17 protein-coding genes are annotated in these 25,154 nt (G+C 43.4%); 12 read left to right on the top strand and 5 right to left on the bottom strand.

Annotation, left to right across the window (positions count from 1 at the left end; translation table 11 throughout):
- From B3O12_RS09605 to B3O12_RS09585, 5 genes are all read left to right on the top strand, one after another.
- Positions 1-408 (top strand): gliding motility-associated C-terminal domain-containing protein (locus B3O12_RS09605; protein WP_286756139.1); only part of this gene is annotated, 408 nt, incomplete at its 5' end.
- Positions 409-419: 11 nt separating this feature from the next.
- Positions 420-2,060, top strand: coding sequence for a PorP/SprF family type IX secretion system membrane protein (locus B3O12_RS09600; protein ID WP_286756138.1), 1,641 nt, complete (start codon positions 420-422; stop codon positions 2,058-2,060).
- A gap of 126 nt (positions 2,061-2,186) precedes the next feature.
- Positions 2,187-2,525, top strand: a complete 339-nt coding sequence (locus B3O12_RS09595) for a hypothetical protein (protein ID WP_189629782.1) — start codon at positions 2,187-2,189, stop codon at positions 2,523-2,525.
- A 246-nt stretch (positions 2,526-2,771) separates the two neighbouring features.
- Complete coding sequence (locus B3O12_RS09590; protein WP_286756137.1) at positions 2,772-3,146, top strand: hypothetical protein; 375 nt, start codon at positions 2,772-2,774, stop codon at positions 3,144-3,146.
- 224 nt (positions 3,147-3,370) lie between these two features.
- The gene (locus B3O12_RS09585) at positions 3,371-3,874 is read left to right on the top strand and encodes a hypothetical protein (protein WP_286756136.1); all 504 of its coding nucleotides are present in this window, start codon (positions 3,371-3,373) and stop codon (positions 3,872-3,874) included.
- A 107-nt stretch (positions 3,875-3,981) separates the two neighbouring features.
- On the opposite strand, the gene B3O12_RS09580 is transcribed toward B3O12_RS09585, so the two are convergent.
- The 3 genes from B3O12_RS09580 to B3O12_RS09570 are packed head-to-tail and all read right to left on the bottom strand — an operon-like array spanning position 3,982 to position 7,599.
- Positions 3,982-5,067 carry a family 10 glycosylhydrolase gene (locus B3O12_RS09580; protein WP_286743048.1) on the bottom strand — a complete coding sequence of 362 codons (1,086 nt, stop codon included), beginning with the start codon at positions 5,065-5,067 and terminating at the stop codon, positions 3,982-3,984.
- Entirely contained in the window at positions 5,067-6,152 is a 1,086-nt protein-coding gene (locus B3O12_RS09575) for a carbohydrate-binding family 9-like protein (RefSeq protein ID WP_286756135.1), read from the bottom strand. Before B3O12_RS09575 ends, B3O12_RS09580 begins: the two co-directional genes overlap by 1 nt.
- 55 nt (positions 6,153-6,207) lie before the next feature.
- Positions 6,208-7,599, bottom strand: a complete 1,392-nt coding sequence (locus B3O12_RS09570; RefSeq protein ID WP_189629787.1) for a sodium-dependent transporter — start codon at positions 7,597-7,599, stop codon at positions 6,208-6,210.
- Positions 7,600-7,739: 140 nt separating this feature from the next.
- On the opposite strand from B3O12_RS09570, the gene B3O12_RS09565 reads away from it, so the two are divergent.
- Positions 7,740-9,035 (top strand): DUF819 domain-containing protein, encoded by a 1,296-nt coding sequence (locus tag B3O12_RS09565; protein WP_286756134.1) that lies wholly within the window; start codon positions 7,740-7,742, stop codon positions 9,033-9,035.
- On the opposite strand, the gene B3O12_RS09560 is transcribed toward B3O12_RS09565, so the two are convergent.
- Positions 9,024-9,290 carry a hypothetical protein gene (locus tag B3O12_RS09560; protein ID WP_286756133.1) on the bottom strand — a complete coding sequence of 89 codons (267 nt, stop codon included), beginning with the start codon at positions 9,288-9,290 and terminating at the stop codon, positions 9,024-9,026. The two genes, B3O12_RS09565 and B3O12_RS09560, sit on opposite strands and share 12 nt — an antisense overlap.
- Before the next feature lie 31 nt (positions 9,291-9,321).
- Positions 9,322-10,278, bottom strand: coding sequence for an OmpA family protein (locus B3O12_RS09555; protein ID WP_286756132.1), 957 nt, complete (start codon positions 10,276-10,278; stop codon positions 9,322-9,324).
- 154 nt (positions 10,279-10,432) lie between these two features.
- Here B3O12_RS09555 and B3O12_RS09550 point away from each other — a divergent pair, with 154 nt between their 5' ends.
- From B3O12_RS09550 to B3O12_RS09525, 6 genes are all read left to right on the top strand, one after another.
- The gene (locus B3O12_RS09550) at positions 10,433-11,302 is read left to right on the top strand and encodes an SDR family oxidoreductase (RefSeq protein ID WP_286756131.1); all 870 of its coding nucleotides are present in this window, start codon (positions 10,433-10,435) and stop codon (positions 11,300-11,302) included.
- A 191-nt stretch (positions 11,303-11,493) separates the two neighbouring features.
- On the top strand, positions 11,494-16,674 hold the full coding sequence (locus B3O12_RS09545) for an FG-GAP-like repeat-containing protein (protein ID WP_286756130.1): 5,181 nt from the start codon (positions 11,494-11,496) through the stop codon (positions 16,672-16,674).
- Between the two features lie 124 nt (positions 16,675-16,798).
- On the top strand, positions 16,799-18,451 hold the full coding sequence (locus tag B3O12_RS09540; protein ID WP_286756129.1) for a tetratricopeptide repeat protein: 1,653 nt from the start codon (positions 16,799-16,801) through the stop codon (positions 18,449-18,451).
- 182 nt (positions 18,452-18,633) lie between these two features.
- Positions 18,634-21,399 carry a TonB-dependent receptor gene (locus B3O12_RS09535; protein ID WP_286756128.1) on the top strand — a complete coding sequence of 922 codons (2,766 nt, stop codon included), beginning with the start codon at positions 18,634-18,636 and terminating at the stop codon, positions 21,397-21,399.
- Between the two features lie 100 nt (positions 21,400-21,499).
- The gene (locus tag B3O12_RS09530) at positions 21,500-22,507 is read left to right on the top strand and encodes a phytase (protein ID WP_286756141.1); all 1,008 of its coding nucleotides are present in this window, start codon (positions 21,500-21,502) and stop codon (positions 22,505-22,507) included.
- Between the two features lie 170 nt (positions 22,508-22,677).
- Positions 22,678-25,074 (top strand): trehalase family glycosidase, encoded by a 2,397-nt coding sequence (locus B3O12_RS09525; protein WP_286756126.1) that lies wholly within the window; start codon positions 22,678-22,680, stop codon positions 25,072-25,074.
- Positions 25,075-25,154: the final 80 nt, after the last annotated feature.

Below are 25,154 nucleotides of genomic sequence, written 5' to 3'. Positions count from 1 at the left end.
AGCCGAAGCATCCGTGTGCAGGTAGCCGATGCAGGAGGGCTTACTTTCGAGCAAACCTTCAGCATAACCATTGAAGATGTGGTAGCCGAGCCGGTGAGGGAATACACCCAGAACCAACCAGGTGCCGATGTGAAGAACGTGTTCTCGCCAAACGGTGATGGAATCAACGAAACCTGGGTGATTGAAGACCTGCTGGACAATCCGTTCAACCAAGTAAAGATCTTTGCACAAGGAGGAAAACTCATCTACAGTAAAGTGAATTACACCAACGATTGGGCCGGAACATTCAAAGACAATCCGGTACCGGATGGTACCTACTATTACGAGATACTCATCTTTGAAAACGAGCAGTCTACAAGCCCGGCCAGAACCATTAAAGGCTTCTTAACCATCATTAGAAACAGATAAACATCAAAGTCATGCATAAGCAAATGAAAAACATCAGAAACAAATTCATCCTTGCCTTCACTATGGCTTTGATTGCAGTAGGGGCCAAGGCACAGCAAGTACCTTTGTACAATCAGTACTTCAATGCAGGCACATTGGCCTACCCTTCCGGGGCAGTCTTTCAGGAGCACCGTTACATAAGTTTAGTGTACCGCGACCAGTTTGGGGGGCTGGTCGGTGCTCCAAAAAACTTCGCCCTGGCCTATAACTCCACCTTTAGAAATAAACTGGCCTTTACCGGTAACCTGACCACAGCCGATATAGGCTTCACCAGCCAGGTAAAACTTTCAGGAGGAGTAGGTTATAAGCTGTTTGGCGAAGGAAACGATGGACTGAGCATAGGTAGCCAGATTGGTCTTTCCTTCTTCAGTCTGAACGAAGAAAGAGTGAACCCGGAAAACCCATCGGACAATGTGCTGGTAGACCTACTGGGCAATAACGGAAGCTCCTTGAGTGTAGACTTATCGGCCAGCTACAGACGTGGCAGATTAGGCGTAGACGTGGCCGTTCCGACCGTAATCAACCAAAGCCTTTCAGACGATGCCTATATCCGCATTAACGATGACAACGTGCCTGACTTTATAGGAGGCGTGCGTTACAGCTTTACCATTAATCCGGATCTGAGCCTCACACCCTATTTGGGCATGCGGATGAGAGAAACCATAGGTGCCGAACTAGACCTGATGGCCCAGGCCAATTTCAAGGAAAAATTCAGTGCCTCATTAGGCTATCGTGATAACTATGGCCCATCCATAGGCTTTGGTGCCCAGGTGTTGCCAAAACTGTTGTTTAACTACAACTATGACTTCGGACAGAAAGATGCCCCGTTCCTGGCCGATGGCTTCAATGAATTTGGTGTTCACTATCAACTCAATACCCCGGAAGAAAAGGCCAATGTCTGTGAAGAAGAAGGGCTTGCCGTAGTGAACAGAATCATAGACCAGCGCATTTTCGATGAGAACCTGGTGAATCCGGAAGACAAGGAAAAGGCCCTGTGCTACTTGAAGAGCCTGGAAGAAGGCAAAAAGAAAGAGAAGAACCAAAGAGCCGAAGAAGCCTACAAAGCACTGTTTGAGAAGATAGAGCAAGAAGAGCTGGCCAAGGTAGAAGCCGCACGACTAGAAGCCCTAAGAGCTGAAAAAGCAAGACAAGACTCTATCAAGAATGCAGAAGCTGAAAGAGAGAGAAAGCGTATTGAGGCTATAGAACTGGCAAGAATGAAAGAGTTGGAGAGACTGGCATTAGAAAGGGAGCAAGAAATAAAAAGAGCCCTGAGCCTGGCTACAGAATCAGTTGCCTTTAATTCCGGTAGCGCCAACCTGAAAGAAGAGTCGCACGATGCGCTCAATCAGGTGGCCGAGTTAATGACTGCCAACCCAGAGTTGAGACTCAAGCTATCGGGCTATACAGACAATAGCGGTAATGCCCAGTCTAATCTGGAACTGTCCAAACGCAGGGCAGAGGCAGTTAAGGCCTACCTGATGAGCAAGGGAATTGAGGCCGACAGGTTAGAGGCAGAAGGCTATGGCATAGCCAATCCAAGGGCTGATAACAATACTGCAGAAGGCCGGGCCCTTAACAGAAGGGTAGAAATGGAAATCATTAAAAAATAAGTTGATGGGCTATTGAAGGTTGAGGTTAATAGCCAAAATAAAAAGCCACCGTACGGGTGGCTTTTTATGGTTAGGTCAAAACGGATAATCTTAGTATTTTCACTGAATAATTAAAAACCCTATACAATGAAAAGAATATTCGCCTCTCTGTTTACGGTTTTTTTGTTGAGCTTTTTTGCAGGCCAGGTTATGGCACAAGACAAAGTAGATGACAAAAAAAACTACCTTATTGTGGTTGCCAATTCGGCCGATAAAGCGGCCAATGAGCAAGTATTGGAGCAAATGAAGAAGAAATTCAAAGATGCCGGTTTGCACTACGATGCCAAGGAGAAGAAGTATTATGTATACATCGAAAAGTATTACAGTAAGTCTGGTGCCGATTATGCCGTTTGGTGGCATAAAAAAGAAAATCCAGACCTACCCAAAGTGTGGGCCAAGGCAGTGCCGGTAGAAACCAGTAACTAACCTTAGAGACTGTCTGAAAATTCAGTCTAGCGTCATCGAGAACCTGTCGCTGTCTACAGCCGGTCTTGTTTCAGGAGCTTTAGGAATTTAATTTCAGTACTAAGGATTCTGACCCTGAGGCTTGGGAGTAGAAGGACGGGTTTTGTGGTTTTTGAGGCATCCTTCTTTACACCTAAAAACTATTTAATACCTTTTCTTCCTAAGAGATACTAACTTCGCCTAACTTCGTGTATTTATATCATTTTGTTGAGATTGTATCGTAAGTCAGTTATTCTTGTAAGTCTCTTTCTGGCCGTAGGGCTTACGGTTGGGCAGGGTTTTTTTGCCTATAAAACGGCTCATCTGCATGGCTTGGTTACTGACGGACAAGGTGAGACCATTCAATCGATTCATTCTCCTCTTTTTATCCCCGGATCCTTAGTAAAGTCTGTAGCAACCGGTTTTACTCAGTACTCCGGTGATCCAACGTCTTCCGACCTGCAGAAAGAGAATGCCAAAGCTATGAAGGCTCTTGATACAGCTCATAGGCTGGCATTTTTTGCGGAGAAACGGGTTTTCTACGAGGCTCTTATTTTAGAAAAACTCGTAGCCAGGCTCTATCCAAAGCATTTCTTTTTATAGCCCCTTTTTATAGGATAGCTTACTTAAGCCGTTAACATCAGACTTCTGTGGTTTGTCTCCATTGATGTCTTGGGAAAGGAGTGTTTCAGATGCTGTGAAAACACCACCTGAGACGGCTCTGCTGTACGGTTTAATGGCTAGTCTATTTTGAAGGTATTCCCTTCGTATCGTTCCAAACAGTTTAAGACAGAAGTCATTTCTGTTATCAATTAATTATTAATCAAATGGAGTTTAGAACAACACTATTTGGGCTGGCAATTTTAGCCCTATGCATATACATATTTGTTCTTTTAAAAAGAAGTAGAAAGAACAAAGAGAAAATACTAATCAATCAGTTACAGGTGCTTGCCACAGGCCAGGCTGCCCAAGTTGAGGCGCATGAGTTGGGACTTGATTTTGGGTTGGGTATCGATGAAACAAACCGATACCTCTTTTATACAAGAGATCAAAAGATTGGCTTTACGAATAAGGTCATAGACTTGGTTGCGGTGAAGAATTGTACGGTAGCAATCCAAAAAAGGCAAGTAGGAAAAGAAGCCTACATGGATAAGGTTTCACTGATTTTTCATCCAGAACCCGGTAAGGCACAAGAGAGGATAATTCTTTTCGATTCGGAGTCAACAGCCCTACCAAATGGAGAACCACTAATGGCCAAAAGGTGGGCCGAAAGAGTCAATGAGCTTTTGAAAGATGCAAAGTCCGGTTCTACTTTTCGGGTAGCAGGTTGATTATAATAAGAAGGCGATCTCAAAAGTCAACTATAATGGTCATGCTCAACTTTATTGGGAATGACATTCAGCTTTTGAGACCGCCTCTTTTTCTTTTGGAGAAGCACTTATTGTTTCAAGGCTTCTGTAATGGTCTTTTGGAAGGATTCGTTAAGTAGTCCGTAATCATAGAAGGCCATACCATTGGCTTTGGTGTCTTTTACAAGCTTTACGGCTTCTGCCACTTCCTTATCATTCTTGTCGGCCAGGTAGAAGGCTGTGTACAATGGTTTGCTTCCGTTTAAATCGTTCAGACCTTCTTCGGTTGCTCTTTTCATAAAGCCTATATCTTCGGCATAAAACTTATAGTAGACCATGGGGAACACAAAGTCGAGGTTCCATTTGTCCCAGTCTTGTCTTACCATTTTACGGGCGAGCGATGGGGTGGCAAATACGGAGGCTGATATTTGCTTTTTTCTTTGATGAACACCTTCGGCAATTTTATTTACCAAATGAGTGATGGAATCATATCTGAATTGTCTCCATTGGCTGTCAGTGCTTGGATCATCCAGGTCGAGCGGATCGTATCCTTGTTCAGCTTTGAACTTGTTTCGGCAATCTTCGCAATAACAAAAGTCGAACTCGGGCATTTCATGGTCTTGCACAAGATCATACTTTTCCCATAGTCCTCGGGGAAGAATTACATCGCAGTACCGCACATAGTCGAGCTGAATACCATCTAATCCTTCTATTTCACACACCTCCATCATGCCATTAAAGACAAACTCCTGAACCTCAGGTTTGGTAGGGCAAAGCCACTGGTAATAGTCTACATAAGGCCGTACATCAAAGCTGGAGTTGCCTTCTCGGCTTACTGCATACCATTCGGGGTGTTGCTGGGCGGTTGGGTCGCCCGGCCTGTTCATGGTCCATAGCCAGGCATGTATTTGCAGTCCGTGTTTTTTTGCGGCAGGAATAGCTTTTTCCAGTACGGGTTTTCCACCACCTACTAAAACACCATAGAAACCCAGGTTCTTAAGGCCTTCCAGCTCTTTATCCCAATCGGCTTCTGTTTTATTGCCTCCACCTGTCCAAATCCAGAGTTTAAAGTCGCTGATGGTGTCTTTAGGTTGGCATGAATGAAATAGCAGGGGGCTTCCCACTATGGCCGCTGTTCCAAGGCCTAGTTGTTTAATAAACTGTCTTTTATCCATTACTTAAATTCTTTCCATAGTCTTCCTGTTTCGTCTATATGCCACACGATGCCTGCATTGAATGGGTGTGGCATAATGGCATGGTAGCGGTATTTATCGGCCTGTAACTGCCATACAATAGGTTTGCCTACATGAAACGTTTTGGCTTCCAGCAATTGATCTTTTGCCGCAGTGTATGAGCCGGTTTTTTTCTTGCTCTGCTGTTGGTTTCGGTGTATATGAGCCAGCAGTTGTCTCACTTCTTCAGAGCCAAAATCAGATACATACTGGTCAGGTTGATCCACCGTTTTGGCCGAAAAGACTACCTGCCCCCAATACTCGGGTTCGTGCATGGCTATAATGCGCTGAGGAGACCACACCCAGTTATGTTCAACCGGTCGTTTGGCTTTGGGGTCAACCATCTTTTCATATCCACCATTTACAATTTTGGTATCCCACTGAACCCGGGAAAAGTTAACGCGCCAAACGTCTCGGGCTTTAGGTTTTTTTCCTTTAAAAGCCGCTTCTTCCAAAGCATTCCAGGGCATGGCTACTTCAACCGACCAGTATTTATCCGTGTCGGAGGGGTTGTTGAGGCTCCCTTCAATGTGAACAGCCGAACGAATTCCGTTAATATTCCAGTGATCTATGGCCTGGCCATTGTCTCTATAGGCTCTTGTAAGCATAAGATCCCAGATGGTGTTGAAGGCATTCACTTCATATTCATAATAATGGTGAGTGTCACCGTCAGGGTCTATGAATATTTCGAAGTCGTTGTCGTAAAAAATCACCGTATCGCGCTGTTTTAGTTTGGCCCATATGTGGGGTTCTTCCAATTCAGCATAGAAGTAAAAGTAGTTTTCGTCCCAGAGCATTTTTACCCTGGTACGCAAATGGGGCTTAGGTTTTTTATGCCCTTCAATATCTACAAAATCGTCCGTCCACTGAGCATTTTTCCATGATTGTTCGTCAGCTTTTCCGTCAATCATCAGTGGGTCTATGGGCTGCTTGCATATATAGGCCCGGGTTTCAATGAGGGGGTATTGTGCATAGGCTGATAGGCCTGTGAGTAACCCCAGAAGTAAAGTCAGTTTTAGTTTGAGCATAAAAAAATCCTCTCTTTTCAGGGAGAGGATTCAATATCTGAAATTCGTGTAAGCTTTAAAAAAGGTTTACGCCAAAGTATGTTTTTAACACTGTAATTATAAAGATAAATGCCAGAATGGTTGGTGCTAAATAGCTAATGGCAAAGTGTAAGTATTTCTGAACAAATGAGCCTTTATAGTTCGGAGATCCGTTGGCAAGTTCTTCGTCCAAATTGTGCTTCTTCCAAACATGAGCGGCAAAGAATACAATTAAACAGCCGCCCAGCGGAAGGAAGGAATCATTGGCCACATTGGCAATAAAGCTCAGGAAGTCAGTGGCACTTTCTGCACCGGGGTAGGTAATGAAATTAGAGAAGAAGTCTGAGTAGCCATTGCCAAGTAGTGATGGTATACCAATGAGGTAAATAAGCCCCGCCACCAGCCAAACAGCTCTTTTTCTTTTAACCTTTTTCTCGTCTACCACATAGGCTACCGGTACTTCTAGCAGAGATACGGTAGAGGTGAGGGCCGCAAAACACAGAAGTACAAAAAACACGGTGCCGGCTATGGCTCCTAAGGTACCGCCAATGGTACCAAAAATTTGAGGTAAGGTAACGAATATTAGGGCCGGGCCACTACCTACGCCTTCCATGGTACCGCCACTCATAAAGCCTATTAATGGAAAGATCATCATACCGGCAATCACGGCTATACCCACATCGGCCAGCGTAATGAAGGCCGCGGCAGAGACAATGTTTTCCTTTTTATTTACATAAGAGCCGTAAGTAATTAGTGCGCCCATTCCCAAAGAAAGAGAGAAGAAGGCCTGGCCAAGAGCGTTGGTTACTACTTCGGCATTTATTTCAGAAAAATCAGGTATAAGGTAGAATTTCAATCCTTCTACGGCATTAGGCAGGGTTAAGGAATATACCACAAGGGCTAGAATCATTACAATGAGTGTAGGCATCAGAAACTTAGCTGCCTTCTCTATTCCTCCTGAAACTCCTTTGGAAACCACATAGGCCGTAGTAGCCATAAAGAGCAGGCCATAGGCTCCAACTTTAAAAATATCTTTAACAAACTCTCCAAACTGCTCGGCTATACCAAAGTTGCCCGAAGCCATTTCGAAAATATAGCCAAAGGCCCAACCGGCAATTACATTGTAAAATGAAAGAATAAGAAAGCCACTGAGAATGCCGAGTTTTCCAACAAAACTCCATTTTTTAAAGCCCAGTGCATTGAAAGCACCTACCGGGTTTTTCTCCGTTTTACGACCTATGGCAATTTCGGTAACCATTACCGGATAGCAGAGTATAAAGCAGAAAATCAGGTACATTACCACAAAGGCTGCACCACCTCCTTGTCCAACTTCATAGGGAAAACCCCATATGTTTCCTAATCCAACTGCCGATCCTGCTGCGGCAGCAATAAATCCAAGTCTGCTTGAAAATCCTCCTCTATTAGCCATTGATAAAAATTTAAAATCCGAATATATGGGATTCTAAAGAGTATTTGGGTGCGAACCTTATAAAAATCTTAAATGAAGGATGAACGGTGCTTCAGAACAGGAGCCTTGAGGTTTTGACCATAAAAACAGCGGTTCAACTAATGAAAAATTCCTATACTTGGAGCCTAACCAAAAAAACAGCCATGCCGGTGTTTACCAACGATGCCATTGTTCTTGGACTACTCATAATGGTGGTAGCCTGTGTATTCTATACTTCAAGTTCGGGAAAGCCCTTTTGGAAGAAATTCTACACCATAGTGCCCAGTATTTTGCTCTGTTATTTTTTGCCCGCACTACTCAACTGGCCGCTGGGGCTTATAGACGGAGAACAGTCTAACTTATACTATGTGGCTTCGCGCTATTTATTGCCGGCTTCGTTGGTTTTACTTTGTTTGAGCATAGACCTCAAAGGGATAATGAACCTTGGGCCTAAGGCTATTATAATGTTTTTAGCTGCAACAGTAGGTATTGTCTTGGGCGGGCCCTTGGCTATATTACTTATTTCTTCTATTGCGCCCGGTGTGCTGGATGTAGGTGAGGGTCAGGAGGTTTGGCGCGGACTTTCTACAGTGGCCGGTAGCTGGATTGGTGGAGGTGCTAACCAAGCCTCTATGAAGGAAATTTTTAAAGTTGGCGAAGACCTTTTCGCTACCATGATTGTGGTTGATGTGATTTGTGCTAACATCTGGACCGGTTTTCTGCTTTATGGAGCCAATATTAGTAAAAAGGTAGACGCTTGGCTTAAGTCTGATACCAGTGCTATAGATGATTTAAAGAGAAGGGTGGAAGAATATCAGGCCGGTATAGCTAAGATTCCCACCCTGGCCGATACTTATATGATTCTGGCAATTGCATTTGGAGGAACTGCTCTTGCTCATTGGGGATCTGATTTGATTTCGCCAATGCTGGCTGCTCGTATGGAATGGCTCAAGCGTTTTTCGTTAGAGTCACTAGCTTCAGGTTTCTTCTGGATTGTGGTAATTGCTACCACAGTAGGTGTTGGGTTATCATTTACTCGCTTGCGGAAATATGAGGGAGCGGGTGCCTCGCGGTTGGGTAGCGTATTTATTTTCATTTTGGTAGCCACCATTGGTATGAAAATGAACATCCGTGAGGTGTTTGATAACTTGGGACTATTCTCCATAGGCATTACCTGGATGCTCTTTCATGTACTCATTATGGTGGTGGTAGCCAAGTTGATTAAAGCACCATTCTTCTTTGTGGCTGTGGGAAGCCAGGCCAATGTGGGAGGAGCGGCTTCTGCACCAGTTGTAGCTTCTGCTTTTAGCCCTGCATTAGCACCAGTGGGGGTTTTATTGGCTGTTTTAGGTTATGCTCTGGGCACTTATGGAGCACTTATTTGTGCTTTCCTGATGGAAAGAGCCTCAGCTTTTTGAGCGGTTCTCCAGTTCAAGCTGAATTTTGGTTTTGACACCTCCAAATGCCAGGTAAGGGTAACCTATTCCTACAATGAGAAAAATAGGAGCCATTTTGTATCCTTGTGGAGCATTCCTTAAATAAGAAACTATGACTATTACCACCGCTGCTAAAATTGCAGCAATGGTAATAGCTTTCTGAAGCCTTTTGAACTTGTTCAATTTAGCGTTAAGCTCCTCTTTGCTGTATTCGGAATATTCGTTGGTGCCATTCATGGAGATACAATCGTTATTTCAGACCAATTGTTTAATAGGTCTCTAAAATTTGAAACAGGGCATCTAGCTTTGGAGTGAGTATTATCTCAGTGCGTCTGTTCAAAGCTTTGTTTTCTGGAGTGTTATTAATGGCAATAGGGGAGTATTCGCCCCGGCCAGAGGCTGTAATCGTCTCAGGGTTTACTCCATTGTTTACAAGGATTCTGACAATGGATGTGGCACGCATCACACTCAGGTCCCAGTTATCATTCATATACTGAGATGTACGTGAGATAGGTACATTATCGGTGTGGCCTTCTACCATAATGTTGATCTCGTTATTTCCTTTGAGCGCATTGGCCAATTGTTTAAGTGCTTCAATCCCTTTGGCATCAACCTTGGTGCTTCCAGAACCAAAAAGCAGCTTTTCAGCCAAGGAAACGTACACTTTGCCATTTTTTACCTCAACCGTTAGTTCGCCTTCATCAAAGTTCAATAGTGCATCTGTAACTCGCTTTTTCAGTTGCTCAACGGCCTTTTCTTTATCTGCAATTAGTTTTTCCAATTCGGCCACACGCGCTTCTCTTTTGGCCAGGTCCTCGGCCAGTTCCTGGTTTTTCTTTCGTTCAATTTCGAGGTCATCTTCAATGGCCAGTAGCCGTTGTTGCTGTTGGGCCAGATCTGAATTTAATTGACTGCTGTTGCTTAGCAGGTTGTCATAAAGTTGTTTTACTCTGTCGTAATCGGCTTTTACGGTATTGTATTCTTTGGTAAGTAGTTCAAGGTCGCTTTGCAAGGCGGCAGTTTTGCCTTTGTACTCTTCCACCTGCACTTCCAGCCTGCTTATCTTTTCTTCAGCAATTTCCAACTGCTCTTTCAGGTTGGCATTTTCATTTTCGAGGCCTGTTTTTTCATTAAAGAGGGCATCGAATTCTTTTTTGGCCACGCAAGAACTTAAAACTGTGGTGGCTGCAACAAGGAGAATAAGGTGAGTTTTTAGACGGCTCATAGGTTTTTTGACTTATAGGCAAATATGCTCATTTCGTTCGAGATTTAATGAAATGACAGCCAATTTGAAATTTAGTTTTGGGTGTTCAAAATGTTATGCATGCAGAGAATTATTCGATAACTTAACAACGAACCTAAAAACGTAAGAGTTACTCATGAGAACAGATGGAATGTTAAAAGACGATGCACTAAAAGGTAAAGCCATAATTGTAACCGGTGGAGGCACAGGCCTTGGGAGGTCTATGGGTAAGTACTTTTTAGAGCTTGGGGCAAACCTTGTAATTACCAGCCGTAAGATGGAAGTGCTCGAAAAAACAGCCGCAGCACTTGAGGAAGAAACAGGTGGCAAGGTACTACCTATTGCTTGCGATGTAAGGGAATATGACCAGGTAGAAGCTGTTCTTAAACAAACTGAGGATCATTTTGGGGCTATTCACGGACTCTTAAACAATGCGGCAGGTAATTTTGTGAGCCCTACGGAGCGCTTGTCGCACCGGGCATTTAATACCATTATAGACATTGTTTTAAAAGGTACGACCAACTTTACCCTTGCCCTTGGGAAACGATGGATTGATAAGAAACAAGCAGGAACAGTGCTAAATATTGTAACCACTTATGCCTGGACAGGATCGGGCTATGTGGTGCCATCGGCTTGTGCCAAAGCGGGCGTTTTGGCTATGACACGTTCACTGGCGGTGGAATGGGCTAAATACAACATTCGTATGAATGCCATTGCACCAGGGCCATTTCCTACAGAAGGGGCCTGGAGTCGATTACTTCCAGGAGATTTGGTGAAGAAATTCGATCCGGCCAAGCTTGTGCCCGTAGGCAGAGTGGGGGAACACCAGGAACTTGCCAATCTTGCAGCATACCTCATGTCTGATTTTTCTTCATTTGTCAATGGAGAGGTAGTTACTATTGATGGAGGTGAATGGTTAATGGGAGCCGGAGAGTTTAGTCATCTGGAAAAAATACCTCAGGAAATGTGGGATATGCTTGAAGCTTCTCGCGGAAAAAAGGCATAAGCCCCAAATTACTTTGGGGCTACTGGAAGGCGAAGCGTAAGCTTAGGAATATTGAGTTATAGAGGAGTTTTTATCTATTGATATTCAGGATAGTTAACCGGTTTCGAAATGGAGATTTTTTTTTGTTTTAGCCTAAAAAAAACTCTTTTAAATCTTGTTCTTTCTATCAATATTCGCACAAAATTACCTATATGCGCAAGTGTATTTTTGTGTTTGGTTGGCTTTCAATCACTACTGTAAATCTCCTTTCACAGCAATACCAAAAGTTTTATGAATTACTAGTGCCATCGCTAAGTATAATAGCTATAAATCATGCCGATTTAGACAATGATGGATTCAAAGAAATTATTGTTAGTGGATTGGAGGATGGAGAAAGTCTTTCTGTAGTACTGAAGTACAACGGGAACACCTTTGAACGTCTAGATAATGTTTTTCCCAATGCCCCGATTGGTGAGGCTGTTTTTGTTCATATCGATGGTGATAATCTAATAGATGTTGTTTTCACTCAGGAAACAGATATCGGAAACAATGCGGCAGTTTATTTAAATCAGGGAGGGCTTGTGTTTTCCAGAATTAATGGGCTGGAAGAAAATGTTGTTCTAAGAGGTGTAAATGCGGTAGATATTGAAAATGACGGTGTGATCGAATTAATTGATCGGGGAGGGACTCTTTACACACTTGTACAGGCCAATGATGTTAAACGCTATATACCAACTAGTGATATAGCAACAGATATTCACCTCTACGAACAGAGCAACTGGGTTGAAGCAGACCTCAATGCGGATGGTTTTAAAGACTTAGTACTCTTTAGGCCATCTGGCAAGGAATTTAATACGGTATTTATAAATAAGTCTGGTTCGTTGGAGCCAAACAACTTTCAAAACGAGATAGTCAGTGGTATGCATTTTAATACCGCAGATATTGATGCCGATGGACTGCCCGAGATTGTTTATGTGGATTACATAGATAACAAAGCCACACTTAACTTCTTAAAGTGGATGGGTGGGGAAATTTCGCAGTTGGTCGACATGCAAATAACTCTGGTCAACGTGCCAAATGAATTAAAAATCGAAGACTACGACTTAGATGGTGATTTAGATATTCTGTTATTGAACTTATTTGAGAATGAGCAACTCATTAATAAAGTACTGATCAATAATAATGGTGTGTTCGATGAGTCAACCACCTTATTTATTGACAACAGTGTGGCCAAAACAGATTGGTTGGACTTTGATAATGATGGAGATTTGGATGTGGTGTTTTTTACTTACCCCAGTGTAGAAAACACCGGAATTGTTATTTCGAGAAACCAGTTAGTAGAAGGCTCCAGTCTTGTTAATCAAAGACCGACACCCCCCGTTCAGACTACGGCAGAGGTTTCTGAAACGGGTGTCAAGCTTAGCTGGACTAAGGCATCAGACAATGAGTCAGAACAAGCTGCTCTTTTATACAATGTAGTGGTTGAGCAGATGGATGGAACGGTAGTATTTCATTCAATGTCTTCTGATAATGATTTGAAAACCAACACCAGAGGGCAGACATCTTCCCTGAGTCTTCCTTTAACCTGTATGCCAAATGGTCAATACAAGTGGAAGGTACAGGCAGTAGATCAGACTCGTTTGGTTTCCCCATTTTCTGACTTTGGTACCTTTACAATCGACAGAAATGCTCCTACAGCTCCTTCAAGTCCTCAGGTAATAGAAGCTTCAAGTAATTCTGTTTCAATTCAATGGCTCGGAGGACAGCATGTTACGCAGTATAGGATTTTTAGAAAGCTTTCTTCTGAAAATGCATACCCTTTACTGCCGCTTGCTTCAGTGGATGCTGAGACTCTCGTTTTTACAGATAGTAACTTGGAGTCTAACCTGGAATATGACTATAAAATTGAGGGCTATAGCTGTGGTTTTGAAGCACCATATGTAGAGCTTTCTGTAACAACTTCTAAGCTCGATTTTAATTTGTTGCCTATTGAGGTTATTGGTAACATTGAAGACCTGTTTGCAGCGAATTTGGCCGATTTTAACAATGACGGCCGAGTCGATATTTTTATTTCTGCCCTACTTAAGAATGGACACGTAGTGTTTTCCATATACGAGCAGAAGTCAGATGGCAGTTATCTCGAGCATCAAATCACAAGAAATTCGCTAAGAGAAGAGGTTGTTGTGGTTGTAACAGACTACAATAACGATGGGCTTATGGATTTGGCTCAGCTTCAGGGTTCACTTGAGCTATTCTTGAACAAAGGAGACTTTAACCTTGAGCTTATGGAGGCAGAATCTATTGGCTTTCCCGGCTCCAACGGTATTGGATTCTTTGATATAAATAATGATTTAAAGCTGGAATATCCGACTCCGAAAGTATCTGAATGGAAATGGCTTTATTATGATATTCTCAAACCTCAATCAGAACCCATTTTCATTCAAAAGGTAATGGCCACTACCCAACAATTGAATAAACCAGCAGAGAATGTTGAGTTGATTGATGTTAACCGAGATGGTAAAAAGGATTTACTGTTCGTCTACTATGATCGATTGGTATTGCTCACAAATACGAATAGTGGTTATGATGAGAGTACGTATTTTAAAATAGGAGAGGGAGGTATTTTAGACGTTATAAGTGGCGACTTTAATTCAGGAAACGAATTTCAAATCTTGGTTCAGGGAACTAACGAATCGCAATTTAGCTTGGCGGTTTGCACCATGGCAGATGGGCAATTGAAAGAACAACTTGTCTTAACAGAGAATCTTGTAGGTAACCCTTTGGTGGCCGATTTTAATAATGATGGTTTAAGTGATATTGTGTATAACGAATACGTACTGAATGGAACTTCTATTGTAGGAAAAAGAACCATTATAGCCTACAGTGAAAAAGATTCGAATAGCTATACTTTTCAGAGGCTACCAGATTACGGAGTAGACCTCTTGGCTCTGGCCGACAAAGATAATGATGGCGACCTCGACATCTTGGTTTCTCAGTATCATTCCAGCCTTAGATATACTACAATGAATTGGTTGGATAACTATCTGGACGAGTTGGATATGACAAAGCTCAATAGTTCGCCCAGTAAAGTGAAGAATTTAACGCTAAGCCCTAATCATGCTTTAAATACCGTAAGAATACAGTGGGAGAGTGCCGAAGACAATGAATCGGAAAGTAATAAGCTGCACTACGAAATATCTATCAAAGACTCAGAAGGAAATTATCTAATTGCTCCTTGGTCTACAGCAAATGGATTGCGACTAACTACAGAGAGGAGGAATTTTGTTTCTACTCTTGAAACCACAATCAACTGTATTCCCAATGGTGTGTATACTGTATCTGTACAAGCTATTGACAATGGGTTCAGAGCATCGGAACTAGATTATACTGCAACATTCGAAATGAATGGTACTGCACCTGTTGCACCAATTGTGAGATATACTCATATTTCAGATACCAAAGTACTTCTGGAGTGGACTGATCGTTCAGTTTCTGAACAATCCTATAGGATTTATCCATTTGAATTAAATGGAGAGACACTCTTTTCGAACGAAATCCCTGCCAACTCTACATCATACCTTTTGGAAAACTTATTGGCCGATACCGAGTACTCGTTTAAGGTGGTACCCTATCATTGTGCGTTCGAAGAGGCGGCAACAATAGTTACTTTTAAAACCTATCCCTTACTTTATACAGAAACCAATGTTCTCGATGGATCTCCCTTTAATGACTTTAAAAGGGGAGATTTTGATAATGATGGTACAATGGAAATTGTTTACCTGTCTGGAGATGAAGGCAATGAGCTGAATATCTTAAAATATGTAGACGGAAATTGGGTTAGTTCGCGTGCTCAGGTAGACCAAAAAGGACCTGTAGCAGGTCTTCTCACAACCATCGATTTTGATGGAGATGGATTGCTGGATGTAGCGCACTTTGGAAATACTGAAGAGGGACCGAAACTGAGTGTCTTTTTAAATAAGGGGAATTTTCGTTTTGAGATAAAGAACCTCATATTGTCAATGGCAAGTGGCTTTGGAATAAGAGGTGCTCCAATTTGGGTAGACTTCGATCACGATGGTGATATAGATGTGGTATGTAACGTTACGAACCAAACAGGTTTTAAAGAAAGCACGGTCTTCTTAAGCAATGAAGGTGACTTTTTTAAAGAAAGACTTATGCTTGAAGGGTTCAGTATTGGCGGTGAAGCTTTTGTCGACCTGGATAATGATGGGGATAAAGATTTGTTTGGTCATTTATTACGTGAGCCAGTGCTTTTGTATAATGATGGCAAGGGGAACTTTAAGTTGTCTGAAGCAGTGCCTCTGGTGGGAGCACCAACTTTGAGATACTATGAGAGTCATTTCCAATCTGTGTGGAGCGATTTTGATCGTAATGGCTATTTGGACTTAATGTATGTAGGTGATTTAAGCTCAAACCCGAGTATCGTCTACTTTACTCAGGAGGATGGTCAGTTTAGTTTAAGGTCAGACTTTCAAGGCATTACTTTGGAGATAAACCATCTTAATGTAGCAGATATTGATCATGATGGTGATCTGGATGTGATATTGATGTCTTACTACCCCTTCTTCTATGTCAATTCAGGCGATGGTAGTTTTGAGAGAATGCGTAGGGGTGAATTTGTGAATTATGTTAAATATGGCATGGCTACCGCGTCTATTGTCGAGGATTTCAATGGCGATGGTTCTGTAGATATTTTTATGAAAAGAGGTAAAAGGCTAGATTATTACCTTTCCAGTGCCTCTACGGGTTGGGGAAGAACAAATAACCCACCAGCCAAACCCAATAATCTTTGGGCATATAATGTAACCAGCGGTGTACTAATTACTTGGGATGATGCGGTTGATGACCTCACTCCCAAAGAGAATATGCGATATCATGTTCACTTAAAGTATGAAGATGACGGCACAATTCTTAATCCAAGGTATGACAATAATCAACTGAATAAGACAAAGAACGATCTTCTTTTTACCAAGGACAATCAGCTTTTTATAAAGAGAGATATTTCGGGTAGAGTCATGTCTGCCTCTATTCAGGCAATCGATGCGAATGGTCTTGCTTCCGCTTTCTCCTACACTCTTCCTTTCGATTTGGTTACAGGACTTAATGAAGGTTCTAGTCAAGTAAAGATGAATATCTCACCTAACCCGACTAGCGAGATCATAAATATTACTTATGAAGGAGGCTATATCGGCAATGTGACGCTTGATATAGTGAATGTGGAAGGTAGGATAGTGAAGCAAGTTGAGACTCATAAGAGCAGTGCTATTTTCCAAGAATCGCTGAGGATAGAAAACCTTAAGCCAGGTATTTATACCTTGAGGGTTAGAGAAAAGAAAGAGACGAAAACAGCCAGATTTATTAAACTAGACTAAACCTTGCATTTTAAACTTCACACAAACTTTAAATTGCCTAACCCTTAAGCTAACATTCGGGCTGTAGCTTACCTGAGTGTTTCGGAAGGCTGTACTAGGATTAATTATTCTTGGGCAATCTGCGTTGATTTGGGCGCAGATTAGGAGCAATAATGTACTTATTTCTACCTCCTCCAATTCGGCCAATACACTCTCCGTGCAGCTTAGGTCATTGAATGGTCTGGGCAATTTTTATACCTCTACCGATCCGGATTCTGCCTTTTACTATGCCAAACGTGCATTGGATGAAGCGCTTGAATCAGGCAACCTTCACCAGCAGGCACAAGCGCAACGCACCATAGGGCAGGTCTTCTATCTACAAGGGGCTTATGACAATGCTATTGCCTACCTCACCGATGCACTCGCCAAGTTTAGTCAGCTAGAAATGAAACCCGAAACAGGCCAAACCCTGCTTTCTCTAGGCGCGGCTTATCAGTTTCATAACTTATGGGCCGAAGCGATTAAAGAGTATAAGAGGGCTCGTAGCATTTTTGAACAGCTGGCCGATTCTACAGGAATGGCAGAAACCTATGGCGTTATTGGGCATTATTTTGAAAAAACTGCCCAGGCCGATTCTGCTTTTTACTATCAATACAAAGCATTGCGGCTCTACGAGGCTTTAGACGACCCCAGAGGAAAAGCCATTATTTATGATAATATAGGTAGTGTTTATGAAGACCTGGGGCAGTTCGATAATGCATTCGAATACTTCTTACTATCGGCTCATTACGACTCCCTGTGTAATAACTTGCCTGCTTTGGTGAATACTCTCAATAATCTGGGAGATACCTTTAGAAAGCGAGGCAAAGTGGCCGAAGCTGTTGCCTATACCAACCTAGCGCTGCACTTGGCCGATTCGCTGCAACTCAACTACGAAGTTCTCAGTGCCTATCACGACATGGCCAAAGTTTACCGGTCGAACGGGCAGTTGAGTCTGGCACTTAGTTATTACGACAGTGCCTATGAGTTTTCGCAAGAGCTCTTCAACTCACAGATTGCCGGCCAAATAGCCAATTTTCAAACCCTCTATGAAACACAAGAAAAAGAGCAAGCCATAGCCCGCCTGGAGGCTGGGAAGAGAATTGATCGGCAGGCGAAAAATTCACTCGTAATAGGTGGTTTAGGACTGGTGTTTTTTACAGCACTCGTGGCCATACAAGAAAGAAAACGGAGAAACCAGGCTACTGAGGCTCTAAAGGCTCAAAAAGCATTGAGCGATGAGCGAATACGCAATATTGAGCTGGAGCAGCAGGCCCTTCAGGCACAACTGGAAAATAAACGACTCAAAGAGGAACAGTTCTATTTGGAATTGGAAGCCCGAAGCCAGGACCTTACGGCTAAGACATTGCACATTATTCAAAAAAACAGGCTGCTCAAAGATATCCGGGAGCAAATCGATCAGCTGGAAAAAGAGTCTAAAATGAAAGCCGAAGTGCTGGAAGGGCTAAGTAACAGCATCGATAAGGGCTTTCGGTTCGATACGGAGTGGGAACACTTTCAAGACACCTTCAATCAGGTACACGATGACTTTACCCTCCGCATTCGAAGCCAGTACCCAGAACTCACCGATTCTGATATTAGGCTGTGCTCACTAATCCGCATGGGTATAAGCTCAAAAGATATTTCAACCCTGCTGGGAATAAATACCGATAGTCTCAGAGTAGCTCGATATAGGCTAAAGAAGAAGCTTCATCTGAGGCATGGTCTCAAACTCAAAGAATTTCTAGCCGAGTATTAAGTAAAGCTTGTTAACATTTTATGTGTTTATAAGTTTTTGATTTTCAGTAGGTAATGGTTCTCTGTATATGTTTTGTTAACGTTTTTGAGTAGCAATTTATCACTTGCTTAACCTCCGGTTCATCAAGCCTTATTAGGTCATTTTCATATTTGACCCATTCAATTTCACGAACAAAAACAACTATGAAAAGACTATTACTAACCATTGCAATCATTGGCCTTATAGCCACCCCTGCGTTTAGCCAAGGGGTAGTTAAAGGCAGGGTGTTGGATGAGCTAGGCCTGCCTTTGCCTGGGGCAACTGTGCTGTTGCCGGGTTTAGAGAAAGGAATGCCAACCGATGCCAACGGCTACTATACTATAGTTGAAGTGCCGGCCGGTGAGCACAACATCACCGTTACTTTTGTAGGCTACAAAAAGATAGAGCAGCAAATAACCGTTTTAGACAACACCACTACCACACAAAACTTTTCTATGGAGCCCGGATACACCACAGGGGGCGAAGTGATAATAGTGGGCGATCGTTTGAAAGGGCAGGCCAAAGCGCTCAACCAACAACGAACCAACGCTAACATTACCAATGTGGTAGCTGCCGACCAGATAGGTAGGTTCCCCGATGCTAACATTGGCGATGCCCTAAAACGAATACCGGGTATTACCATCCAGAACGATCAGGGAGAAGCCAGAAACATTATTGTGAGAGGCTTGGCTCCGCAGCTCAATTCAGTAACGCTCAATGGTGAACGAATCCCCTCGGCAGAAGGAGATAATAGGAATATTCAACTAGATCTTATTCCGGCCGATCTGATTCAAACCATTCAGGTAAATAAAGCCGTTTTGCCCGATATGGATGCCGATGCCATTGGTGGTTCTGTGAATCTTGTAACCCGCTCGGCTCCTGCAGGAAGAAGGCTGTCCGGCACCCTTGCCTCAGGGTATAACTTCCTGTCCGAAAAGCCCATATGGACCGGTACACTCATTGCTTCCGATCGTTTTGCCAACGGCAAACTTGGAGCGGTCTTTTCGGCCAGCTACAATAATCATGACTTTGGCTCAGACAATGTGGAGGCCGTGTGGTATGAAGGAGACAATGGCGAAGCACTTATCGAAGAATTCGACATTAGAGAATACCAGGTGCAGCGGGTACGAAGAAGCTTTAACCTCGCTCTCGACTACGAAATCAATGCCAATCACAAACTCTATCTATCCGGAGTATATAACTGGCGAGACGATTGGGAAAATAGGTTTAGAATGCGCGTGTCACAGATTGATGATGCTTTTGATGATGGCGATGCCATTTCTACAGGCACGCGCACCTGGAATTTGCCGGCTAGGGTAGAATACCAAACCAAAGGCGGCCTTGACAGTGATAGAGTTAGAAAGAGAAGGCTGGAGGATCAGCGCAACAGAAATATTACCCTAAAAGGAGAACACTTGTTTAACAGCCTGAAAATGACCTGGTCTGCTACCTATGCCAAAGCATCTGAAGATCGCCCCAACGAGCGATATATCTCGTATCGCCAGAGTAACCAGAATGTGTTTGTAGACCTACGCGACCCGGGTTTCCCTTTGGCCAACCTCATTAACCCTGCCGACAACCTGAACATTGGCTTAAATGAGATTTCTGAAAACCATGACTACACAGAAGATGAGGATTTCAATGCAAGAGTAGACTTTCAGAAGCCATTGACCAGCAAGGCACTCCTTAAATTTGGAGGAAGAGTAAGAACCAAAAACAAACTAAGAGACAACTCTTTCTTCTCATACGAACCTGTCGATGAAGATGCCTTTGGCGCAAGGTTGGGCAATGTACCCAACAGCAGCTACACCAACCCTAACTATCTGGCCGGTAGCAAGTACAAAGTAGGTCGCTTTGCTACTCCGGGATTCTTAGGAGGATTAGACCTTAAGAATCCTGCCCTTTTTGACGAAACCGATGAGTTAGGCGAGTATGCGGCCAGCAACTATAGTGCAACGGAGAATATTTATGCCACATACGCCATGGCCGATATACAATTCAATGAAAAACTCTCAGGCATAGTAGGTCTACGCTATGAAGCCACATCCATTGATTATACCGGTAATATTTTCGATGTAGATAACGATGTGGTCACCGGAACTTCAGACGATCAGAACTATGGCAATTTTATGCCCGGACTACACCTCAATTATAACTTTAGCGATTATTCTATTTTACGCTTTGCCTGGACAAACACTATTGCCCGACCCAATTATTTCGATTTAGTGCCCTATGCAGAGTTTAGCCCGGACGATCAGGAGCTGGTACGTGGTAACCCTGCCCTGGAAGCCACAACCTCTATGAACTTCGATCTGATGTTCGAAAACTACTTTGAAAACATTGGTATCATTTCGGGCAGTGTGTTTTACAAAGATGTAGACCACTTTATTTATGAGCGGGTTATTGAAGGCTACAACGACCCTGAGTTTGGCAATGATTTGGAATATACCACCTTCGAAAACGGAGGTACGGCTGAAATATATGGAGTGGAAGTGGCTGTGCAGCGACAACTATGGAAAGGCCTTGGGCTTTACCTCAATTACACCTATACGCAATCTTCAACCACCGGTATTCAGGGCCGAGAAGAAGAAGATACTGAGTTGCCGGGAACAGCCAACAATATGTTCAATGCATCATTGAGCTACGAAACGCCCAAACTGGTGCTCAGAGCCTCGCTCAATTATGCCAGCGATTATATAGATGAATTGGGAGGCGATGCCTTTGAAGATCGTTTTTACGACAAACAGACCTTTATAGACCTGAATGGTTCTTACGCCTTTACACCACAATGGAGGTTTTTCTTTGAGGTGAATAACCTCACCAATCAGCCATTGCGCTATTATCAGGGAGTGAGCAGCCGCACCATGCAGGTAGAATACTACAACGTTAGGTTCAATGCCGGCTTAAAATTCGATTTGTTCAACGACTAGTTAGTTTACTATTAACAGATTTAAAGAAGGTGGCCTTAAGGCTACCTTCATTTTTGCTATGATAAAGAAAATTGATCTACTAATCCCTTTGGTTTGGCTTATGGCCATGGCTTGCAACAACCAACAGCCAACTATAAAACCTATACTGGTTACCGAAGCAGTAAAGCATGACTCTGACGATCCGGCCATTTGGATTAACCGCCAGGATCCTTCCAAAAGCCTTGTTATTGGCACGGATAAACACGAAGATGGGGCCTTGTATGTCTTCGATTTGCAGGGGAGAATTTTTCCGGAAAAAGTGGTGAGAGGACTAAAGCGCCCTAACAATGTAGACGTTGGTTATGATTTGGTACTAGGCAAAGACACAGTAGACTTTGCCGTAACCGGTGAAAGACTCACTTCCATGCTTCGGGTATACTCTGTCCCGGATATGAAGCCAATTGATGGAGGAGGTTTTCCTATGTTTGAGGGAGAAACGGCTCCGGAACATCGAGACCTTATGGGCATTGCCCTGTATCAACGCCCTGCCGATAAGAAGACCTTTGTAATTATGGGGCGAAAAACCGGGCCAAGCCAAGGCTATTTGTGGCAATACGCGTTAGAGGCAGACTCGCTGGGCCAACTGCAGGCCCGGTTGGTAAGAAAGTTTGGCAAGTTTAGCGGGGTAAAGGAAATTGAAGCTATTGTAGTAGACCATGAACTGGGGTATGTCTATTATTCCGATGAAAATGTGGGCATTCGAAAGTATTATGCCGATCCTGAGAAAGGTAATGAAGAGCTTGCTCTTTTTGGTACTGAAGGCTTTGCAGATGACCACGAGGGAATTTCAATCTATACTACAGAAAATGGACGGGGCTTTATTCTGGTTTCCGATCAGCAAGCTAATAGCTTCAGAATTTTTCCCAGAGAAGGAGAAGCACAAGACCCTCATTCACACCAGTTGTTAAAGGTGGTCAGGCTATCGACTAAAGAGAGTGATGGTTCTGAAATAACCAGCTTGCCATTGAACGATATGTTTAAAAAAGGGCTCTTTGTAGCCATGTCAGACGATCGCACCTTTCAATACTACCGCCCGGAAGACCTGCTCGATAGCCTTTTAAAGAAGTAGCAGCTTACCTTTCGGGCAAGTACTGTAAACTAGAAAACCATAGTTCTTTTCTAGGCAGGCCTGAGGGAAACAAATTCCTCAGGCCTGTCTTCCACAAACAGCTCTGCCAATTTTGTTCTTTGCATGGTTCGTGGCTTTCTCTTAGTTTAGGAGTTCTTCATTCCGATTGTATGAAAAAGACCTCTCTATTCGCGCTGGGAGTTTTGGTCGCTATGGGCTGTAGCCCTACTTCTCAGAACTCGATTTTCGATGAACTCCTTTCTTCCACAGAATACATTGATGGCACTACTGAATACCTGGCCTCGCCTTATGTAACGGCAGGAGACCGGTTATACATGGTGGGGCATCAGGACGGAACTTTTCCGGACCTTGGCTGGCATGTGACTGGTGAAATGGGGGGTATTTGGGATCACCCCATAAAGTTAATGGATGGCTTTAGCATCTCACTCAATAGCAATGGGCAGAGCGTTTGCCTGGAAGAGGCTGAAAAGTTCAGAAATTACCCTTTTGCCAATAAGCACTTCTATAAACTCAACCAGTTGGGCCTGGAGGCCGAGCGAACTCAGTTTGTGCCTGACGGTGAAGAGGCTGTATATGTGGAGCTCAAGTTGAAAAACCTGGGTGGTGAAACAAAAACTGTCGACCTGACCTTCTCTGGTATGGTCGATTTGAGGCCTGTTTGGCTGGGCGAACGAACCCAGATGAATGATGGACAGGACAAAGCCCAATATGAAAAAGCAATAGATGGAATAGTGGGCAAAGATGCCGATAACGAATGGTATGTGGCTTTTGCCTCCAATACGCCTTCAGCCGGCAACTCTGTGGGTATGGTGCCTTGCGATTATGAGCGAAAAGGAAAAGGAGTAAATGCTTCGCTGACGTATGCGTTGAAGGTGAAACCCGGAAAAACGGAGACCATTGCTTTCGTAATTGCGGGCTCCCATCAATCCAGAGAAAAAGCTTTGAACACACTCAGTCGGGTGAGGGAAGAGGCCATAGATATGCTACAAACTAAGGCCAAAAGGTACCAAACCATTGCCCAAACGGCCGAGTTGCATATTCCTGACCAACGCCTTGAGCAAGCCTTTCGCTGGGTAAAATATAATACAGACTGGCTGGTGCGCGATGTAGAAGGCCTTGGAAGAGGCATTACTGCCGGAATTCCTGACTATCCGTGGTACTTTGGAGCCGATAGTGAATATGCCCTGCAAGGGGCGGTAGCCATAGGCATGCAAGATGTCTCTGAAAAGACCATTGCCCTTATCGACAGTGTATCAAACGCTATTAATAAGGGTAGTGGTAAAATTATCCATGAAATGTCTACCAATGGTGCGGTCTTTAATCCCGGCAATCTCAACGAAACTCCTCAATATACCAGCCTTATATGGGAGGTGTTCAAGTGGACAGGCGATATGGATTTTCTTAAAAAGCACTATGCTACGGCTATAGCCGGTTTAGATTGGCTCTTAAAAGAGCATGATGAAGATGGTAATTTGTTGGCCGATGGTTATGGCATGATGGAAATTCATGGACTGGAGTCTGAGATGATCGATGTGGCAGCGTATACCTATAAAGCCTTCATTGATGCTGCTCAGATGGCCCGGGTATTGGGTGAAGAAGAGCGGGCTGCCGACTTTAGTGCTAAGGCCGAGCAACTGGCAAATACAATTAATACCGATTTCTGGGTTGAAGAGTTTGACTCCTATGCCGATTTTATTGGCACGGCTAAAGAGGCCTTGCATTTAATTGATGGAGCCATCGTAAGGGCCGATACTCTGAATAAGCCCTGGGCTGTTTTGGAACTTAAGAATACTCAAAAGAAAATAAGGAGCTATGCTCCAAATAAAAAACAAGGCTTTGTGTTATACCACAACTGGGTGGTAAACACACCCATGGAGGTGGGGGTGGCCAAAGAGCAGTATGCCCTCAGGGCCCTGAAAACAGGTAGTAAATATGTGAATCCGTTTGGCGTATTCGTAACAGGCATCGACAGGGACGAATCGGCCGGAACAGATGATGGTGGCTTTGCCAAGAAGATGAAGATTTTTAGCTATACCGGTGCTGTTATGACTTTACCGACCGGAGTTCAGGCTATTGCAGAAAATAATTATGGCAGACCGGATGAAGCATTGGATTACTTGCAGCGAATGACCAACTCATTTAGCTATGCCCTGCCGGGGTCTATGTATGAAGTGAGTCCCGATTTTGGGATGATTGTTCAGGCCTGGAATATTTATTCCTACGCTTTCCCTATTGTACGTCAGTTTTTTGGAATAAACCCTATGGCTCATCGCTCGGAAGTAATGATTAGCCCTTTAATGCCTTCGACCTGGAATGAGGCCGCTATAAACAACCTAAAGGTAGGGGAGCATTTGCTTTCGGTGGCGTACAAGCGTTTGGATAATGGAGAAGAGCTAACTATAAGCCAGCCTGATGATGCCCTGAGTATGGTGTTCGATGAAGAGCGTTATGAAGTAACTGTGGTTAGGGGTGAGCAGCTAAGAAACAACGGCCCCCAAATAAGACTAAAAGGAAAAGAAATTGTAGTGATTCTCCGACCAAGATAGTTTGAATGGCTTTGGAGAAAGTTTCTTTCTCCTGGTCGCATAAGAAAAAAGGAGAAGTTCTGTCAAAGAAACCGGTTTGG

The sequence above is a fragment of the Roseivirga sp. UBA838 genome (assembly GCF_002296035.1).
GTDB classification, from domain to species: Bacteria; Bacteroidota; Bacteroidia; order Cytophagales; family Cyclobacteriaceae; genus Roseivirga; species Roseivirga thermotolerans.
This window is presented reverse-complemented; position numbering and strand designations above follow the sequence as displayed.

Bases quoted from the DNA above. Each gene is read 5' to 3' on its own strand.
- B3O12_RS09570 (WP_189629787.1), bottom strand. From the start codon at position 7,599: ATGGCTAATAGAGGAGGATTTTCAAGCAGACTTGGATTTATTGCTGCC.
- B3O12_RS09595 (WP_189629782.1), top strand. From the start codon at position 2,187: ATGAAAAGAATATTCGCCTCTCTGTTTACGGTTTTTTTGTTGAGCTTT.
- B3O12_RS09525 (WP_286756126.1), top strand. From the start codon at position 22,678: ATGAAAAAGACCTCTCTATTCGCGCTGGGAGTTTTGGTCGCTATGGGC.
- B3O12_RS09565 (WP_286756134.1), top strand. From the start codon at position 7,740: ATGAAAAATTCCTATACTTGGAGCCTAACCAAAAAAACAGCCATGCCG.
- B3O12_RS09560 (WP_286756133.1), bottom strand. From the start codon at position 9,290: ATGAATGGCACCAACGAATATTCCGAATACAGCAAAGAGGAGCTTAAC.
- B3O12_RS09555 (WP_286756132.1), bottom strand. From the start codon at position 10,278: ATGAGCCGTCTAAAAACTCACCTTATTCTCCTTGTTGCAGCCACCACA.
- B3O12_RS09600 (WP_286756138.1), top strand. From the start codon at position 420: ATGCATAAGCAAATGAAAAACATCAGAAACAAATTCATCCTTGCCTTC.
- B3O12_RS09580 (WP_286743048.1), bottom strand. From the start codon at position 5,067: ATGGATAAAAGACAGTTTATTAAACAACTAGGCCTTGGAACAGCGGCC.
- B3O12_RS09585 (WP_286756136.1), top strand. From the start codon at position 3,371: ATGGAGTTTAGAACAACACTATTTGGGCTGGCAATTTTAGCCCTATGC.
- B3O12_RS09545 (WP_286756130.1), top strand. From the start codon at position 11,494: ATGCGCAAGTGTATTTTTGTGTTTGGTTGGCTTTCAATCACTACTGTA.
- B3O12_RS09550 (WP_286756131.1), top strand. From the start codon at position 10,433: ATGAGAACAGATGGAATGTTAAAAGACGATGCACTAAAAGGTAAAGCC.
- B3O12_RS09535 (WP_286756128.1), top strand. From the start codon at position 18,634: ATGAAAAGACTATTACTAACCATTGCAATCATTGGCCTTATAGCCACC.
- B3O12_RS09530 (WP_286756141.1), top strand. From the start codon at position 21,500: ATGGCCATGGCTTGCAACAACCAACAGCCAACTATAAAACCTATACTG.
- B3O12_RS09575 (WP_286756135.1), bottom strand. From the start codon at position 6,152: ATGCTCAAACTAAAACTGACTTTACTTCTGGGGTTACTCACAGGCCTA.